General features: G+C 33.7%; 15 protein-coding genes. 13 read left to right on the forward strand and 2 right to left on the reverse strand.

What is annotated here, in order from left to right; genetic code table 11:
• Nucleotides 1–463 precede the first annotated feature (463 nt).
• The 12 genes from I580_RS14200 (at nt 464) to I580_RS14255 (ending at nt 11854) form a co-directional block, all read left to right on the forward strand.
• Nucleotides 464–679: a hypothetical protein gene (locus I580_RS14200; RefSeq protein WP_143141721.1), complete on the forward strand. Its 216-nt coding sequence runs from the start codon at nt 464–466 to the stop codon at nt 677–679.
• A 379-nt stretch (nt 680–1058) separates the two neighbouring features.
• Complete coding sequence (locus I580_RS14205; RefSeq protein WP_010772210.1) at nt 1059–2282, forward strand: GHKL domain-containing protein; 1224 nt, start codon at nt 1059–1061, stop codon at nt 2280–2282.
• 1 nt (nt 2283) lies between these two features.
• Nucleotides 2284–3024 carry a LytR/AlgR family response regulator transcription factor gene (locus I580_RS14210; RefSeq protein WP_010772211.1) on the forward strand — a complete coding sequence of 247 codons (741 nt, stop codon included), beginning with the start codon at nt 2284–2286 and terminating at the stop codon, nt 3022–3024.
• A 143-nt stretch (nt 3025–3167) separates the two neighbouring features.
• Nucleotides 3168–3713, forward strand: a complete 546-nt coding sequence (locus tag I580_RS14215; protein WP_010772212.1) for a hypothetical protein — start codon at nt 3168–3170, stop codon at nt 3711–3713.
• A 14-nt stretch (nt 3714–3727) separates the two neighbouring features.
• Nucleotides 3728–4783 carry an efflux RND transporter periplasmic adaptor subunit gene (locus I580_RS14220; protein WP_010772213.1) on the forward strand — a complete coding sequence of 352 codons (1056 nt, stop codon included), beginning with the start codon at nt 3728–3730 and terminating at the stop codon, nt 4781–4783.
• Complete coding sequence (locus I580_RS14225; protein ID WP_010772214.1) at nt 4780–5445, forward strand: ABC transporter ATP-binding protein; 666 nt, start codon at nt 4780–4782, stop codon at nt 5443–5445. Before I580_RS14220 ends, I580_RS14225 begins: the two co-directional genes overlap by 4 nt.
• Nucleotides 5446–5457: 12 nt before the next feature.
• Nucleotides 5458–6663 (forward strand): ABC transporter permease, encoded by a 1206-nt coding sequence (locus I580_RS14230; protein WP_010772215.1) that lies wholly within the window; start codon nt 5458–5460, stop codon nt 6661–6663.
• 18 nt (nt 6664–6681) lie between these two features.
• Nucleotides 6682–8772, forward strand: coding sequence for an ATP-binding cassette domain-containing protein (locus I580_RS14235; RefSeq protein WP_010772216.1), 2091 nt, complete (start codon nt 6682–6684; stop codon nt 8770–8772).
• Entirely contained in the window at nt 8765–9172 is a 408-nt protein-coding gene (locus tag I580_RS14240) for a thioredoxin family protein (protein WP_143141720.1), read from the forward strand. Before I580_RS14235 ends, I580_RS14240 begins: the two co-directional genes overlap by 8 nt.
• Nucleotides 9173–9188: 16 nt before the next feature.
• A complete protein-coding gene (locus I580_RS14245; protein ID WP_010772218.1) occupies nt 9189–9701 on the forward strand; it encodes a thioredoxin family protein in 513 nt (170 codons plus the stop codon).
• A 323-nt stretch (nt 9702–10024) separates the two neighbouring features.
• Entirely contained in the window at nt 10025–10489 is a 465-nt protein-coding gene (locus tag I580_RS14250; protein WP_010772219.1) for a GNAT family N-acetyltransferase, read from the forward strand.
• A 141-nt stretch (nt 10490–10630) separates the two neighbouring features.
• Complete coding sequence (locus I580_RS14255; protein WP_425387086.1) at nt 10631–11854, forward strand: AbrB/MazE/SpoVT family DNA-binding domain-containing protein; 1224 nt, start codon at nt 10631–10633, stop codon at nt 11852–11854.
• A gap of 84 nt (nt 11855–11938) precedes the next feature.
• Here I580_RS14255 and I580_RS14260 read toward each other — a convergent pair whose 3' ends face one another.
• Both I580_RS14260 and I580_RS14265 read right to left on the reverse strand, forming a co-directional pair.
• On the reverse strand, nt 11939–12799 hold the full coding sequence (locus I580_RS14260) for a sce7725 family protein (protein WP_010772221.1): 861 nt from the start codon (nt 12797–12799) through the stop codon (nt 11939–11941).
• Complete coding sequence (locus I580_RS14265) at nt 12799–13470, reverse strand: hypothetical protein (protein WP_010772222.1); 672 nt, start codon at nt 13468–13470, stop codon at nt 12799–12801. Before I580_RS14265 ends, I580_RS14260 begins: the two co-directional genes overlap by 1 nt.
• A 377-nt stretch (nt 13471–13847) precedes the next feature.
• Here I580_RS14265 and I580_RS14270 point away from each other — a divergent pair, with 377 nt between their 5' ends.
• Complete coding sequence (locus I580_RS14270; protein ID WP_010772223.1) at nt 13848–18296, forward strand: bacterial Ig-like domain-containing protein; 4449 nt, start codon at nt 13848–13850, stop codon at nt 18294–18296.
• Nucleotides 18297–18345 lie beyond the last annotated feature (49 nt).

Consider the following 18345-nt stretch of genomic DNA (forward strand, 5'->3'; position numbering starts at 1 on the left):
GAAATATGACGGAATCAGTAAAACTGGTTTTTTCAATCATAGTAGGTGGTATTATTTCGGTGTAGACAAGAAGTCTAACAAAAAAAGTGGAGGTAAGAAAATGAGAAAGTTAGAAAAAAAAGAATCAAAAAGTGTTTTAGCTGGTATTTGGGTGAGAGTGTGTTATTGGCGTAATGGAAGATTTCTAGGTTGTACACCTTGGAGATGGGTATAGTATAGTCGTTGATCAGGTAACTAAAAGCTTAGCGCTTTTAGTTACCTGAGTAAATTAAGAATGTAATAAATAAGGAGTGATAAAATGAGAAAATTGAAAAAGTGTGAAGCTAAGATTGTTTTAGCAGGACGTTGGATCAGAGTATGTACGTCAAAAAACGGTGTCTTGAGCTGCGGGTCTTGGAAGTGGGTATGATTATTTATTTAGGAATAACTATATAAAAGTAAGGATGATAGGATGAAAAGAAAAATGAGTACGAAAAAAAAGATAATATTATCTATGGTCACGGTCGCGTTGATAGGTGCTTTTGGATATGTTGTTTATATGCGTATGAACACACATACATTTAATAGTTGGACTGAGTTCCAAGAAAAAGGACCACAAGAAGGTGTGAACAATGTGCATTTAGATGATGAAGAATTTGAAAATTTACCAGATGATGTAAAAGATTCATTAAAACAATGAAGTACATAAAAAGAAAGCTAAAATGAATTCTAGGAGGTTATACTTCTGTGTTTATTTTAGTTTTTTATGATGAACGCTCTAAATAGTTGTCACTTTCCAAAATAATTCATACATTTGAGCTTGTATATTTGGTATAATAGAAAGTGTATTATTGTTATGAAATTAAGGGGTGAATTCATTGATCACTAGATTTTTGTTCTATATTCAGAATTACTATTTAATTTATTTGACCATATTTTTTCCAATCATCGTATGCACTTATTTAAGGTTTAGGAAAACGCTTCATTTTAAAAATTGGCTTGTAATTATTTGTGGATTTCTTTTACTTGATTTTATTAAATATCAATTGATATTTTCCTATCATGGATCAGATAATCTAATGTATATGGAGTTGCCAAATGAATTTTTGCTAGGAACAACGTTTTCAATGCTGATAATGATTACCTTGTTCTTTAAACAAGTTTCATATAATGAAGTGGTTAGCCAAGTATCACTTATTTATTTAGTAGTTTACTTTGTTCGAAATGTTGTTCCGCTTATATTAGTTTCAATTTTTTCTGAAGTAGATATGTTTACATATAGTATCGCAGTCACAATTTTCTCAGTGATTATCTATTCTATCATTGATAAACAAATTACCAACTTAAAAAATAAATATTATTTTAGTGATGTAACAAAAGTAATCCCATCACTTTTGTTCGTCGGTATTCTGATTTTGAATTTTATCATGATTTACTTTATGAATGGCGATGATTCAGGGGATGCGACAATGAAGTCTGTAATGGAAAGTCATAAAGTCCAAAATTATAGTAATATTCGAACGTTGTCAGATGGCAGTTTTTATCTGCTCTTTTTTGTAGGAGTCATGATTTCCATGGCATTCATAATTATAAATAATAATGTGAAAAATCAAAAACTGAAATTTCAATTGGAAAAGGCACAAGAATTAGAAAACTACATTCAAAGTATTGAATTGATTAGAGATGAAATCCTTAGTTACCAACATGATTATGATAATATCTTTATTGGGTTATCAGGGCTCATCTATAATGAGAACTTCAATTTGGATAAACTAAAACAATATTATGAAAGTAGTTCAAATCAAGTTCTTAAAAATAAAGGAATTCGAATAATTAAGCTATTGAACATGAAAAATTTGAATATTCCTGAATTAAAAGGGATTCTTGCTCATAAAATATTATTAGCAAACCAAAAAGGAATCAATCTTCATTTTGAAGTAACTGATTTAATAGAACATATTGAGATGGATAAGACTGATCTTACTAGATGTATAGGAATCTTAGTAGATAATGCTATTGAAGCTACTGAAAAAAGTTCAATACAAGAAATTGATATAGCTTTTATAAGAAAAAGTAATTCTGTGATTTTTGTGATCCAAAACACATTTGAATCAGAAAAATCGAGAACTACTGAGCTTCAGACAGCTGGAGAAAAACGAATAGTTGAGGAACACATCTATCGCCACGGATTTGGACTGAAAAATATTCAGATGATTATCAATCAATATAAAAATATTCAAATAAAAACAAAAGTAGTACAAAATCGTTTTATACAAGAAATTCACTTTTACGAGGAGGAATAAGATGATATCTATTTATATCTGTGAAGATGATTCTGTTCAATCAGAAAATTTATCCTATATAATCAACAAAAAGTTGATGGCAGATGACTTAAGTATGGAAATAGCCTTGAATACCAAACAACCATTAAAGCTATTGGAAGCAATAAAAGAAAACACTGGGTTATCTGTTTATTTCTTAGATATTGAAATAGAAGATAGTAATATCAATGGGTTAATGCTAGCCCAAAAGATTAGGGAATATGATCCAGATGGTTATATTATCTTTGTCACTACTCATTCTGAAATGAGTTTTTTAACCTTTCAATATAAAGTAGGTGCTTTAGATTTCATTATAAAAGATAAAATCCAAGTGATGGAGTCTAAAATCAATGATTGCATTGATACTATCGAGAAACGATTACAAGCGAAGGGGAATAAACAAAGTGATTATTTTACTGTAAATGACGGGGATGAGTTATCTTATATAGCATACAACGATATTTACTTTTTTGAGGTAACTGATAACCATCGCATTTTACTTGAAGGAAATAATTGCCAAGTTAATTTTTATGGAACGTTGAAAGATGTAGAAAAAAGAGTAGATAGCAGATTTTTTAGAAGCAGTAAATCATTTTTAATCAATACTAAAATGATTTGTCGACTTGATCCCAAAGATAGAATTATTTATTTTCCTAACAATAAGACGGCATTAGTCTCTAGGTTAAATTTAAAGCCATTACAAAAACTTAAAAATCCTTTGTAACAAAAAGCCATTCGCGTTACGCGAATGGCTTTTTGTTTCTGCTTAGGTGCTGATTGAATACAAGTTAAGTAAAAAACAAAAATGAGTGCAAATCTGATGCTATATTGTTCATATAAATTTGAAACAAGGAAAGGATGAACGACATGAAAGTAAATGGTAAGTATAAAAAAATAATAGCAGCTTGTTTGATTTTAGGGGGAAGCGTTCTTTTTACAGGATGTTCTAATTCTTCAGAAACGACAGCGAAACAAAAAAATGAATCAAACACTTCAACTCAGCCAACTACAGAAACGAAAAAAAAGAACAGTCAAGCGGAAACGAAGAATGGAAGTAGCGAGTTCCAAGAAATCGATTCTGCTCAAGCAACAAAATTGTTAGAGAAGAAAACGGCATTTTTTATTTTCTATGGGAAAAAGCAATCGAAAGAATATCAGCACTATCAAGAGATTATCACTAAATTGCCAGTAGATATTGCTGAACAAGTCTATTTTATGGATGAAGAGAAAGAAAACGAGGGTGAATTAAATAAAAAATATATGTTTGAAATGGCTCTAGAAGATGGCAAGTATGAGAATGTTGGAGTTTATTTTGAAGCTGGTCAACCTAAGAGAATTTGGGGTCCAACTTTTGAAGCAGAAGAAATTGAAGAGCTTTTTGACGGTAAAGAAATCAAAAGACCAGTGAAATAATGGAGGCGATCATAGTGAAAAATAAAAAAAGATGGATGATTATAGGTAGTATCAGCATTGTTATATTAAGTGTAGCTATCTTCTTTTTGACAAATAAAAAGAAAGTAGAAAAAGTATATTCTAGTTATACGGTTACACCGACAGAAGATTTACATTTTTCTGGAACTGTCAAAGCTAAAAAAGTCCAAAATGTTTTTTATGATGCAACACAAGGTGAAATCACCTCACTGGCTGTTCAAAATGGAGCAGATGTGAAAGCAGGAGATACCTTGGTAAACTATTCAAGTAAGGCGGATCAACTTGCATTAAATGAAAAAACAGCTGTACAATCCCAGTACACTACCAATATTGCTAATCTAACGAAGGAACTACAAGAAAAAAAGTATGCGTATAATCAAGCAGTAAATGCTAGTGATGATGCCAAAAAACAAGCAGCCGAGACAGCAATTAACACAATTGAAACATCGATTACACAATATCAAGATCAGCTGACAGACGTAAATGCGCAGATAGCTTCTTTAAATAGCAAAAAAGAATCAGCAATCGTAGCTGAGTTTGATGGGAAAATAGTAGTTGATGAAGTTGCTAAGAAAGATGCTACGAAACCAGTTGTAACCGTTCATTCAAACGATAATATCATAGAATTTGCGGCGACAGAGTATGATATAGAAAAAATTGGCTTAGATCAAGAAGTTAACATTTCTCTGATGAATCAAGAAAAAAAGATTCCAGGAAAAGTGACCTATAAATCAGCTATTCCAAAACAAGAAGAAAAACTATCTGCCTCATATACAGGTGAAGTGACGCCAAATGAAACAATTCCTTTAGGCTATTCAGTAAAAATATCTATTCCGCAAAATGAAATAAAACTGCCAGCAGATACCGTTGTAATGAAAGACCAGAATAGTTATGTTTACATCTATAAAAATGGTAAAGCGAACAAACAAAAAGTATCCGTTGAAAAAGTAGATCAAGATACTTATCGATTAAAAGAAGGTGCGGTCAACAAAGACAAGCTATTACGAAAATCGAGTAGTCTGAAAGATAAGATGGATGTGAAGATAAAATGATTCAATTAGAAAAAGTCAAAAAATATTATGGACAAGATGATAACAAGTTATGGGTACTGAAAGATATCAGTTTAAAGATTCAAGAAGGTGAATTTACGGCGATAATGGGTCCTTCTGGCTCGGGAAAATCTTCCCTGATGAATACAATCAGTTTTTTAGACGGTGATTTTTCAGGTGATTATTTTTTTAATGGTGAACAAGTTTATCAGTATGATGATAAAAAACTTTCGCTTATTCGAAATAGTACAGTTGGATTTGTTTTTCAATCATTTAATTTGATTGAAAATTATACTGCCTATGAAAATGTCGAATTGCCATTGTTATACAGTGGGTGTACGCATAAGGAAGTACGATTGCAAGTAACAGAGATGTTAGAAAAAGTAGGGATAGGAGATAAAGGGAATAACCTACCAAAACAATTATCTGGTGGACAGCAACAAAGAGTTGCTATCGCTAGGGCCTTGATCAATCAACCTAAATTTATTGTGGCGGATGAACCGACAGGGGCACTAGATACAAAAACCTCAGATGAAATATTAACACTTTTTAAGCAATTGAATGAAGAAAATGGCGTGACTATTCTAATGGTTACTCATGATCAAGAAGCTGCAAACTATTGTAGTCGAGTAATCGACGTTAGGGATGGTTTAGTAGTTGGATAGGGAGGATTAGTTATGAAAATAATGATTATCTGGGAATCAGCTATAAGAGCTGTTCGTAAAAATGGGAGAAGAAGCTTTTTGACCATGTTAGGATTGATCATCGGGATTGCCTCTGTCATAACGATCGTATCTGTAGGTAGAGGATATAAACAAGCTCAAATGCGAGAATTATTACCGACGAGCGATGAAAAAACAACACAAGTGACGCTTAAATTTACGCCTAAAGAAAATACATTTAAAGATATGAACTTTAAAAATTTTAACCAAAAAGATTTACAGTTGATTGAAGGGATATATGGCGTAGAGAAAGTAGCGTATGCGAAAGAAGCAAAAGATGAGATGTATCGTAAAAAAGAAGTAACTTACAGAGAAAAAAGTGAGGCCATGCAAATTCAATTGATTCCATCTTTATCAGTAGGAAAGAAGACGCTGCCTTTAAAAAATGCTCGAAATCTTCAAGAGAGTGATTTAGTGAATCGAAATAAAGTCGTTTATGTTTCTTCTCAGATATTAGGTGAGGATTCCGAAAAAGATGCGAATTCTTTAGTTGGAGATATTATAAAAATTCAAGGAGAAGATTTTTTGATCATCGGTGTTTTTCCTTCGACAGCATATTCTACATTAAAAATTCGTATGCCAGCTAAAACATATGAAACTTACTTCCCAGATGAAACAGAAGCGAATGTAAATGTCACTTTTACAAATGAGATTTCTGCAGCAAGTATGTTAGATGACCTTACTCGTCTGATGAACTCTAAAGGAAGTAATAAGGACCTTGGAAAATATCAGCCGACAGCTGATGGGGGAATGGCAGATACTTTAGGTGAATTATTTTCATCAATGACAACAATGTTTACCTTTGTTGGAGCAATATCTCTATTTGTTTCAGGAGTTGGTGTAATGAATATGATCTATACTTCAATTTCAGAACGAACAAAGGAGATTGGGATCCGTAGAGCTTTAGGCGCAACCGAACAAGCAGTACAGTTACAGTTTTTATTTGAAGGGTTGACGATTACTTTGATTGCTGGTGGAATTGGGTATGTTTGCGGACTATTAATTGCAAAGTTCATTAGTTTGATTTTGAATTTTAATTTTATTCCAGACTTATTTACAGCACTTATTGCAGTCTTACTTTCGGTAGTTGTAGGGTTAGTCTTCAGTTATTATCCATCTAAAGCAGCGACTGAAAAAGATGTTGTTGAGTTGGTACGTTAAAAAAGGGGAGGAACATAAATGAAGTATGCACATACGATTCAAAATGAGAATAGTGATTGTGGAGTAGCTGTTTTAGAAACGGTACTTAATCAGCTGGATTTAAAAAAGATTCAACTATCCAAAAGCTTGGGGGAAATCTTAAAAAATAAAAAGTATGATGAACAAGGGCTTTCACTTTATGATATCAAAGTGGTTTTGGAGAAGTATGGTGTGAGTTCTGATTGTTATGAAGTAATCGATTTCGAGGAGCTTAGAGGACAGAGAGCGCCACAAATTATTACAATAAAAAAATCAGGGCTGCCACATTATTGCGTAATTCATGCGTTTAAAGAAAATACACTAGTATTATCGGATCCTTCTGAAGTAAATGTCTTTGAAAAAAGTATAGAAGAAATAAAGGAAGATTTTTCTGGTTATGCAGTTTGTATCGATGAAGTAAGCAAGGTGACTAAGATTTCAAAAACAAGAAGCTACCCAGAAGAAGTCGTCTATCGGTCGTTGCGTGAGATTCCTACGAAGGAAAAATTTTTATCGATAAGCGCATTGTTATTTTCGATGTTTCTTCCAATCATTGCAACATATGGACTTGAATATTTATCAGGTAAATATGTTTCTACGTTGACAGTCAGTACGATTTCGTTGATAGGCTGTTTTGTTGGCGTGCTGATTGTCATTTATTTTTATCTGATGAGATATAATACACGATTTAAAATTGAGTTAGGAAATAAGATAGAACAGAAAGTTCTGACTCGCTTCTTTGAGTCTAAACTCAATGATACAACAGCTAAGGCGAATTTAGATAATCTTACAGGTTATTTTTGGAACTGTATCAATGCTACGCAAGGGTTATTAGAAAAATTCTATCTCATTGTTCATATTTTATTTTCAATCATACTCGTGGTGTTATTAGCTAAATATAGTTTTCTGTTAGCTGCTAATTTATTGTTTTGGTCGATCGTATTTTATGTTTTTATAAGGCCTTATATTCAAAAAATCTGTTTAAGCTATAAGGGATTCATCGCTCATTCAAATATTCTATCTGGAACATTTGAAGAATCAATCAGAACAACGCTTGATATCAATGTTTTTTCTAAAAAAACAGATACAGAGAAGAACTTTCAGTTTCGACTATCTGATTATTTTGGAACCAAACTTGAATTAGGCGATACAGATACAATTATATCAGCAATCATGGAAGGCACTCGAATTTTAATGATGTTGACGCATTTTATTCTATATGCTTATTTATTTAAAACAAATCATCTAGATTTACTAGCAGGAGTAGCTAGTGGGATTTATGTACTTTATATTGCAACGACAGGTTTGAATAGTCTATTTGGTAGCTATCTATCTTATGAAAAAAGTAAAGAAGCCATTCAGTACATTGAAACAAAAAATGATTTTGAAGAAAAAGAGGAGCAGGAAATAAAAAACATTGAGGTAGAATGTATTCGCGAGTTACGCTTGACGGACATTTGCTTTTCGTATGAAGGAAACAAGGTCTTACAAAACCAAAACTATCATTTTACTTCGGGGAATTTATACTCGATTGTTGGTAAAAATGGTGTTGGAAAATCAACACTGATCAAATTGATTTGCGGATTGATCGACAATCAGGAAGGAGAATTCATCATCAATATGCAGACTAAATTGAATAGTATGAAGCAGACGAATATTTTAGAGCATATTTCGTATTATTCAACAGAAATGGATGTTTATGGACAATCAATTGAAAATAATATTTTGTTTAACGTCTTTAATCCGAAAAACAAAATGGATGAACCTTTGAATCCAGAATATTTTGATCAGATGAATGTAGAACAAACGATAGATAGTTTAGTTACATCTTCGGGCAGAAACATTTCTCAAGGCCAAAAACAAAAGTTACTTTTGTTACGAACATTGAATAAAGAAGCAGATATTTATATATTTGATGAGCCAACAGGAAATTTGGATCAAGAGACTAAGCAGTCCTTTATGAGTATCGTTCAAGCATTGGTGAAAGATAAGAAGAAAATCGTTCTTATCATTACTCATGATGAAAACATTATAGAACAAGCAGATAAAACGTATACTTTGAAAGAAGGTGAAGCAAGTGAAAATGGATAAGAAAAAAATAACGCTACTATTTGTCTTATTATTTGTCTTATCTTTTTTTATCTATAAAAATATTATTGTAGAAACAAGTGCTGCTGGATTTGAGGAACCTACGATTGAAGAACTAACTAAACAAATCGAAGAGAAAGAAACCGTGTTGATCTATTATTCAGCACAAGAGTGTCTAGCCTGTCAGATATTCACGCCAATCTTAAAAGACAAGACAAGCGCTTTGAATATACCTGTTTATCAAATAGACGCAGCCAATACTAAGAATTTAACATTTGTAAGTAAATATAACTTGATGGTTACACCAACACTAGTACTATTTAAAGAGGGAAAAATAACGAGGCAAGAAGGTGCACTTGAAAAAGATGAATTAGAAAAGTTATTGGTAGAATGGGATGTATAAAGGAGTTTGAACAAAAATGAAAAAATATTGGTATGTAATAACTTCAGTAATCGCTGTTTTAGGATGTTTCTTATACCAGTTTGGTATCCGGGCAGAGTTAGCGACTCAAAAAGAAAAATTGATAGCAGAACAAAAAAAATATCCAGAAATTTATGACGTACTAAATTCGATGACCATAGAAAATTTTGAAAACGAAGTGAGTGAAAAGAAAGAGTTGATTGTATATGTAGGTAGACCAACTTGTCAGGATTGTACTGAATTTGAACCCAAACTAATAGAAATGCTGAAAAAATACGAGTTGCAAGATAAAGTAGAGTATTTAAATGTAGCACAAATTCGAAAGGATGAGAGGGATTGGGAAAATTTCAAAGCAAAATATCACGTTGAATATACACCGGCTATTGTGAATTTTAAAGAAGGTAAACTTGTTACAATGGTAAACTGGACCCCAGAGAAAGGCACTGAGATGGAACAATTTGACAATTATCTGAATAATCTAAAGAAACAGTTGCTTGTTTCTCATATCTAATTTGTATTATAAAAGAATTATGTCCCTTTTACTTTATGCTTAAAGAGAACATGGTTCTTTTTTTTATTTTTTTAAGACGATTTGTACTTCTTGTTACTTTAAAATAAAAGAGCAGGTATAATAAAGTTACGGACGGATTATACTGATTATGATTGTGTATCAAGATATATATAGGGAAAAGGGTTGACAGAAGTAAAGTATAAGAGCAGGAATGGCAACGTGTTCCATCAATATGAAAAGAGAGGGATTAGATTTTAAGAAACTACGGATAAGTTAACCTATAATAACATATAAAAAATAACCGAAACAAATGGAGGGACTAAATGACAATCCAAATAGAAAGAGTAGCAACAACTCATCCAGATTTATTCTCTTTAATCCAAGAATTAAATGATTTCTTTAATAAAGAATGGGGACTCGAAGTTGCTGAAGGCTATCAAAATCATCATAATCTAGCTGAAATGGTATGCGCAGTTGTGGCTTACGAGGATCAGGTTGCAGTTGGATGTGGCTGTTGGAAACTTCTAGATGAGCAAACGCCAGAAATAAAACGAATGTATGTCAAAGAAGCGAGTAGGGGGAACGGCGCTGCTGGAAAAATTATCCAAGCGTTAGAAGTAGATATACAAGAACAAGGGTATCAGCAAGCCGTTTTAGAAACGGGGAAAGATATGTTAGATGCTATTCACTTTTATGAACGACATGGGTATCAGATTGTTCCAAATTATGGTGAGTTTATTGGTGATGAGTTATGTATTTGTATGAAGAAAGAGTTTAAGCGTAAATGAAACTCTATTTTTTCTAATATTCTACAGACACAATTAAAGAGACGGTATTTTACGAATACGTTGGACTAATGATCGTATTTATTGCATTTTAATTCAAGAAATCTATAATACTTATGAGATGTTAAGTTAAATATAGGGGGAATGGGTGTGGAGGAAAACAAATATAGTATAACGTTACCTGAAAGGATAGTAGACGAATTTCATTTAGAAAACGAAGATGAAGTGACAGTAAGTATCAAAGATCAAAAAATAGTAATCGAGCCGAAAAAGAAAGCAACTGGAAATCAGACGCTTTCATTGAGATGGTTTTTGATCCCCACAACGGTGATTAGTCTTTTGTTTTTAGGGTACTTATTTTATACGGATAAAACCCAAATTGCGTTGGTTGGAGCATATTCAATTGCAAATTTTGTTCTATCTTTTGGCGTATTAAGTGGGGTTTTCAGCTTTTTATTCTTTTTTATTAAGGGAAAGAGAAATCAAATTACAACGCAATCTAAGGATATTTATTGGCGGAACTTTCCGACAATCTTACTTTCATTTATTGTGATTTTAGTGTTTGCTTTACTTGTTTTTTTCAAAGTGATTGGGTTGGTTTTTATTGGTGCTACGTTTGACCGCTATACAGCTACCTTGTTATTTTTTGTATTTGTGGGTTTAGTCAACTATTTTATGATTTATTCTGCATTGTCGATCACGCCAGCTAAACTGACAAATCTGTTGATTTTTGTGATTATTGGCGGGGTCTTGCTTGCCATGATCACCAATAAAGACTATCAATGGTGGCAATTTAACTTTAGCTTTTTAGGAACGATCGAAGCCAAAAGCAGCTGGCAATTTAATTTGACATTGATGTTTTCTTCATTATTGATGGTAGCACTGATTGATGGCTTATTCGTGGAATTACAAAAAGCAATTCCACATAGTAAACGACTAACGATTTTACGGATTTTATTAACGCTGACTGCATTAGATCTAGGTGCTGTTGGGTTATTTCCTTATACCGAAACGGGTCCATTTCAAGGTGTTCATAATCAAGTTGCAGGTTATTTAGTATACTTGATTGTAATTTTGATTGTTGGGATCAAATGGCTTTTACCGAATGTAACGAAAGAATTTTTATCGATTTCTTATATGATTGCAGCAACATTAGTAGTGGTAGTAGTGCTATTTCAATGGACTAGTTACCTCTCGCTGACAGCATTTGAATTATTATCATTCATGTTAGCATTCAGCTGGGTGATTTTACTTCTTCAAAACTTGCAGAAAATGGCGCAAAACGTTAATACTACATTTCAAGTGAAGGTTAAGCTGAATCATGATAATGATGAGGATAAGATAGAAACGGTTACGCCAGAGAAATAATAAAGGATGATTGATGATCCGACTATTTGTTCAGATTTCATGTGACTGGGATGTAACTCATAGAGTGATATCCCAGTCACTTTTCTACGAATGATCAAGATATCGAGACATTAGTTCCATGTGATGCATCACAGCCGCTTTTCTCATAACCCCCATACCAGGAAATTTACCTTGTGAAACTGCTTCAAGTAATAATTCAAGCCCTAAGGTTATGGTTTGACCACATAATTTATTTTTCCACTTGTTTACTTCTTCCATGAGTTCAAAGAACTTGTCTTTTTGTGTCGGAGCTTCTTCACTTGAAAGAAAATGATGGATCCGCAATCGATTATGTTCAAAATAGACCAGATGCAAGCTCAAAATCTTTGAAGGATAACGCTGTTCGTAGTAAATGCGACTATCAATAGAAAAATCACTAAACCCGATAAAGCCGCTTTTTTGAAAGGTCAAATGAGTATCTGAGAAAAATTCATCAGGACATTCTTGATAAAAATTTGATTTAGGTAGTCTGGTAAAAACATCTTCTGAAAGAATTTTTTTCCCTTTGACTTTTTGTAATAATCGGAACTCTTTTGGAATCAACACGTTTGTTTGATTCGATTGCCAATCGCTCTCAAGTACGGGCGTTGAATTTCTGATCACAAACAATTGAGGTTCTTGACTTAATGTTTCAATCGGTTGTTCAACGATCAAAGCTTTATTTAACGAAAGTGAGTTGAGGTAAAGAAATCCATCTTCGGTTAAAAAATCACCAGCTTGAGGGTTTTGAATCAGATAAAAAGGGTGATTTTCCTGTTGAAATACATGAATGAATTTTTTTAATGCATTGGAATTTTTGACAGGTTCAATAATCGGTAGTATCTGGGATGATAAGCATTTTTGCTCAACAAGTGTGGTCAAGGCGAATAGGTCAAATTGTTTACCACGAAAATAAGGATAATACATTATTTTTCCTCCAAAAGACGATGCTCTAATTGAAGATAAGCTTCACGTGTTGCATCTAATTCACTTTTTAAAGCTTCGACTGCTTGATCGCAGATGTCCTCTACGAAACGATCATAAAAATTTATTCCACCGCCAAACAAATCATAATCAGGTTGTCTTTTTTTTAATTCTTTATACAGTTGATCCGTTGAAAATACTCTTAAACCTCTAGCTGTTTGCTTTGCTTTCCCTACTTCTCGAGCTTGAGCTGTAATCAAACGAAAAAGTAATTCTTGTTCATTGACTAAAAGTTCTTGTCGTTGTGGCTTTTTCTCTATCGAAAGATAGCCTGGGAGCATTTGATTTTCTGTAGGGAGATAGTGATGATAGACCATTACACCGATATGGTCGGGAATATCTTCTTTTATTTTTGCAAAAAGGGCTGCTGGTAGTACAAAATAATTGTAATTGCCGATGAATGAAAGTTTTGCTTTTGAACGAAAATCTGCTTTACTGGCTTTCAATTCATAACAGCGCCATTCAAACCGATTCTCTGCAGTCAATCGGCAACTCAACGTATCAACAATTCCTTGATCTGCTGGCATGGTCACTTCTTCTACCACAATATCACTATTTTCTCGACAATAATAATAGAGTACTTCTTCCATCTGGGATGTTAATGATGTTTTCATGTCGAACTCCTTTTTTGTTTTATTCTACTATAAAACGTATGTTCGTAAAAATAAAGTGCTTTTTGTTTTTTTAATGAAATTATACAAATAAATATTTGAAGGAAAAACATCGTTGTTAAACAAAAATAGTTGTATAAAAATGATATTCATTAGTGTGATTAAAAATATATTTTTAGAATTTAGTCGATTTTAATGAGAGGGATAGAACTAGTTAAGAAGAAGTAAGCATTTATATTAGGAGTGGAATGCTGCTATTACTAGTGATAACAACAGATATGTTTTTATTTTTTATTAAATCAGAAAAAAATAATCATAATAAAATTAAAAAAAGTATATGATGGAATTATATAAAAATAGTATGGTGGAGGAGTATGTTCATGAAAAAAAGAAAACTACATATATTTATGCTTGCAGTAATACTCACGCAGAGTTTTGGTTCAACTGTAAGTGCTTTTGCGACGACTACTAACAACATAGATGAAAATTCTCTACAAAAACAGTCAGCTGATGGACAAACATCCATCAATTCAGAAACCAATTTATCTGATGAAAAGTTGGAACAATCGACTGAAGCAAGTATAGTGCCAAAAGATGATGTTTCAACTATGGAGCAAGACAAGAGATCAACGGAAGCAACTGAACAGTCAAATATAGACAGTACACTACTTCCTGAGATGAAAAAAGCACAACGGAACGCAACAATTGAAGATGAGATTCTAACAAAGATGACGCTTACGGATATGGACGGAATTGAATATAGTCAGACGGATGTAAATCGAGTATTGAATGCAACACCAGTAACAGCAAAGATGAATTTTGTGATAGAAGACAAAGATTATGCACCAGGTTCAGTGTATAAGGTGGAGTTACCGAATCATTTGGGGTATTCAGATGTTGATGGTGAAGTAGCAAATATCGGTGCCAGTTGGGCTGTTGACGCTCAAAATAAAATGTTGACGATTACGTTTAATCAGCGAGTTACTGAAACCCAATTTAATTTAGACTTAAAAAGTTATGTACACACAGATGGAGAGCCATTAGTAACCATAAAAACACCTGGACAAACAATGAATCAGTATAACTTTGATTTGTATGAAGAAGTTTCGCCAATTGAGTACGAAGAAACCGTGAATAATTACGGAGTCAAAGGAAGTATCTATTATAATTTGGATAGAGCGCTATCTGGCAGTCAAACATTAGAATTGTTAATGTTAGATGCACCAGACGCAAAATTCTACAAGACATCTAAAGAACCGATTAGTGTTTTTTCATATGATGTGGATATTAATGGGAGTGTGATCGAAGAGTCGAAACAACCATTAGAAAAGGACAAAGAGTATACAATTAGTGAAGACACCGCATCCCGACTAGCAATTACGATTACAAATATGGACAAGCAAAAAGCGTATGTTGTATCGGTTGATCGGACCGTAGCGTTGGAGAGTGTTTCAGATTATTCGTATAGTTTTTACAATCGATATCCTACGACAAAATTAGGATCAGTCAGTTTAAATAGAACAACTGCACCTTCTGGTGGTCTTGAGTTTATTGCCAAAACAAGCAAAGATCAAAAGTCATTAAAAGAAGTAAGTTTAAGTTGGTTTCAAAGTGCAAACTTCCATGAAAAAGGAAATTACTATGTCGATATTTACAATATACCGACACAGACTAAAGTAGGGCAACAAATCCTTTTAGAAAGTAAAAATGAACAAGCAATCTCTGAGTATACAATTTCAGCCTCTGATGCTGAATACAAAGAAGTTCAAATTACTGATTTTTTTGATGTGCGTAAAGAAAAGAATAAACTGGTTTTAACAGCGACTAAAGACAGTGTATTAAGAATAAAGGTAGACAAACTACTCATCCCATTTGATCAAAAAGATATTGATATAGCAGTGAGTACACCTGTTGTCGGTGGTGGCAAAGAGATAATGCTTGTATCTGATCAATATCTTCAGCCAATTTCGATCATCAATCCCAATAATGTGGAGACTGCTTGGGGAAATTATGATCGAAATGGTGCTTATTTGGGTGATACAACGATAGCGATAGAAGGAAGTACTAAAAATCCAGTAAAAAACGCAACAATCAACATTGAACATCCAAATTACTTGCAACTGAGGGCACCTAAAGGGGAGTATGATTATTATAAGCTAGATAAAGATTATACGATAACAGCCGTCGAAGGTGGTTCACTGATAAAGTTTACAACGCCAGTCGATCGTTCATTTAATTTGGATCTAGGATTCAATTATGTGCCGGATAGTTTAGAAAAAAGTCAAAGTATCCCAAGCGACACACTTCCAGTCACGCTGAGTGCTGATGACTATGAAACAGTTGCTACCACCGTTAGAACAGGAAGGAAGATGTATTCAGAACGAACGCTGCAAGCCAGTAAAAATCAATTTTTAGTAAACGCAAGAAATGATTCGTTTGATGACTTGAGTCTAACCACTAAAGTTCCTGCCGGTGTAGATGTGGTTTTTGATATCTATGATGTGTCAAATGACCAAGTGTCATCAATTTATCCACAATATTGGGATCGAGGGCAATATTTTGATAAACCACTAGCGCCAACTAGTGTAGATTATCCAAAAATAACATTCGATGAAGCTGCTAACAGTTACAAATTTGATTTTGGTAAAACGGCCAAACGGTACATTATTGAATATAAATATGCCAATGGTTGGATTGATACTAAAACAATCACTATACCTGGAAGTGCTGCTGAACCATTGTATGGCAACCAGATAATGTCAGCGTCAGTTTCTGTAAATAATGAAGGTGCGGAAATCCTATCAGCCACTCAAACAAGTCATGAGTCGTTGAAAAACGTAACTAAAAATGAAGTGAAGACTAAAAACATCAATAATGGGACGCGGAAGGTCAAAAATCCTACCTTCGATATTAAGACAAAAGGAACAACAAATGCTGGAATTGATTTAAATTCGGTTACGATAACAAATGTCCCTAAAGACGCATATACTATCAAGCAAACCACAACAGGTGCTCAAATTATTTTTGAGGACTATACGTTAATGGAAAACATCACGATTACCTATAATACAGTTTCCCAAAATGCTGGACAGATTTTTACTGAAACCATCATTAGTGCGGATAATTTAACCCAAATGGCAGAAACTCGTAAAATAGCTACCACGTCACCGCTTGTGTTGAGGTTTTCTGATGGAGAAGCAGAAGGAGTCGTTTATTTGGCTCAAGTCCAATTTCACACGTATAATGAAAAAGATCAAACCATAAATATTCCAAATGTTTCTTTTGAATTCGTTGATAATGCGACGAATAATCGGACGGAGTTTATGACCGATCAAGACGGGAAATATAAAGTTGAGGCGATCATGTCTGGAGACTACACATTAAAGGTGACCGATATACCAACAGGCTATACGATTGCGAAAGAGTACCTCGATGGCAAAGCCGTTAAATTAAAAAAAGATACTAATTTAATCGACATTCCACTCAAAGAAAAACTAGATCAGACTAGTGTCAGTGCAAAAGATTCAACCATTTATTTAGGGACAGATTGGCAACCAGAAGACAATTTTATAGGTGCGACTGATAAGGATGGAAAACCAGTTATGTTTGACCAAATCACTGTAAGTGGAATGGTAGATACTGCAAAAGTTGGTACGTATGAGATAACGTATCGCAATCAGAGTGAAGAAGCAAAGGCTATAGTTTCAGTTGTGGCTAATCAAGAGACTTTAGTAGTCAAAGATTCAATGCTCTATGTAGGCGATTCATGGGCTGCAGCAGATAATTTTGTGTCAGCGACAGATAAAAATGGAAAAAAAATTCCGTTTGAAGACATAATGGTTTCTGGCACGGTAGATACCACGAAAGCTGGATCTTATGATGTAACTTATAAAGTTGGTGGACAAACCGAAGTTGCTAAAGTCACTGTTTTACCAAATCAGACCACTGTTCGTGGAAAGAATTCAACGATTTTTGTTGGAACAAGCTGGTCTCCGATAGATAATTTTGTTGAAGCAACTGATAAAGCAGGAAAGCCAGTTGCATTTGACCAAATCATCGTATCAGGAGCAGTTGATACAAGCAAAGTTGGCGACTATGAAGTCACATACGAAAACCAAGGGCAACAAACAAAAGTAATCGTTCATGTTGTAGCTGGTCAAGGAACGCTAGCAGTCAGAGACTCTAGTATCTATGTAGATGATACATGGGAGGTTACCGACAATTTTGTTTCAGCAACAGATGAAACAGGAAAAAATATCCCAATTCAAGATATTAACGTGACAGGCATGGTAGATACAGCTAAAGCGGGTATTTATGAAGTCACTTATGAGACGGCTACCTTAAAAGAGACGGCTAAGATTACAGTAAAAGCAGATCAATCCACATTAGTCGTAAAAGATTCTACTATTTACGTAGGAGATGATTGGAAGAGTGTTGACAACTTTGTATCAGCTACTGACCGTGATGGAAAAGCTATTTCTTTTGAAAAGGTAGAAGTAACAGGAACCGTTGAAACGAAAGAAAAAGGTGAACACCAAGTCTCTTACACCGCTCAAGCAACTAAAAAATCAGATCCAAGTAAAACTAAAAAAGCAACAAAAGCGGAAAAAAAACGGAACGCCCAAGCAACAATAACAGTTCTTGAAAAAAATTCACCTCAGCTACATGAAACAAATAAGAATCAAACACATCTAATGAATCTAGACAAAAAACAGGCTCTACCTAAAGCCGGCGAAAACGGTAATCACTATTACAGGGTGATTGGACTATTGACCCTATCAATTGCAGTGGTTAGCAGGATTTGGTTAAGGAGACGAAGGACGGATTAGCTGTATGATACTGAGGGGTGGGGCTAGAACAAAAGCAATATTGAACTTG

Source organism: Enterococcus caccae ATCC BAA-1240, from assembly GCF_000407145.1.
Taxonomy (GTDB): Bacteria; Bacillota; Bacilli; order Lactobacillales; family Enterococcaceae; genus Enterococcus_L; species Enterococcus_L caccae.

Coding starts and splice junctions, on each gene's coding strand:
- I580_RS14245 (WP_010772218.1), top strand. CDS start 9,189: ATGAAAAAATATTGGTATGTAATAACTTCAGTAATCGCTGTTTTAGGA.
- I580_RS14205 (WP_010772210.1), top strand. CDS start 1,059: ATGTATATGGAGTTGCCAAATGAATTTTTGCTAGGAACAACGTTTTCA.
- I580_RS14255 (WP_425387086.1), top strand. CDS start 10,631: ATGGGTGTGGAGGAAAACAAATATAGTATAACGTTACCTGAAAGGATA.
- I580_RS14235 (WP_010772216.1), top strand. CDS start 6,682: ATGAAGTATGCACATACGATTCAAAATGAGAATAGTGATTGTGGAGTA.
- I580_RS14225 (WP_010772214.1), top strand. CDS start 4,780: ATGATTCAATTAGAAAAAGTCAAAAAATATTATGGACAAGATGATAAC.
- I580_RS14240 (WP_143141720.1), top strand. CDS start 8,765: ATGGATAAGAAAAAAATAACGCTACTATTTGTCTTATTATTTGTCTTA.
- I580_RS14265 (WP_010772222.1), bottom strand. CDS start 13,470: ATGAAAACATCATTAACATCCCAGATGGAAGAAGTACTCTATTATTAT.
- I580_RS14210 (WP_010772211.1), top strand. CDS start 2,284: ATGATATCTATTTATATCTGTGAAGATGATTCTGTTCAATCAGAAAAT.
- I580_RS14215 (WP_010772212.1), top strand. CDS start 3,168: ATGAAAGTAAATGGTAAGTATAAAAAAATAATAGCAGCTTGTTTGATT.
- I580_RS14200 (WP_143141721.1), top strand. CDS start 464: ATGAGTACGAAAAAAAAGATAATATTATCTATGGTCACGGTCGCGTTG.
- I580_RS14260 (WP_010772221.1), bottom strand. CDS start 12,799: ATGTATTATCCTTATTTTCGTGGTAAACAATTTGACCTATTCGCCTTG.
- I580_RS14250 (WP_010772219.1), top strand. CDS start 10,025: ATGACAATCCAAATAGAAAGAGTAGCAACAACTCATCCAGATTTATTC.
- I580_RS14230 (WP_010772215.1), top strand. CDS start 5,458: ATGAAAATAATGATTATCTGGGAATCAGCTATAAGAGCTGTTCGTAAA.
- I580_RS14270 (WP_010772223.1), top strand. CDS start 13,848: ATGAAAAAAAGAAAACTACATATATTTATGCTTGCAGTAATACTCACG.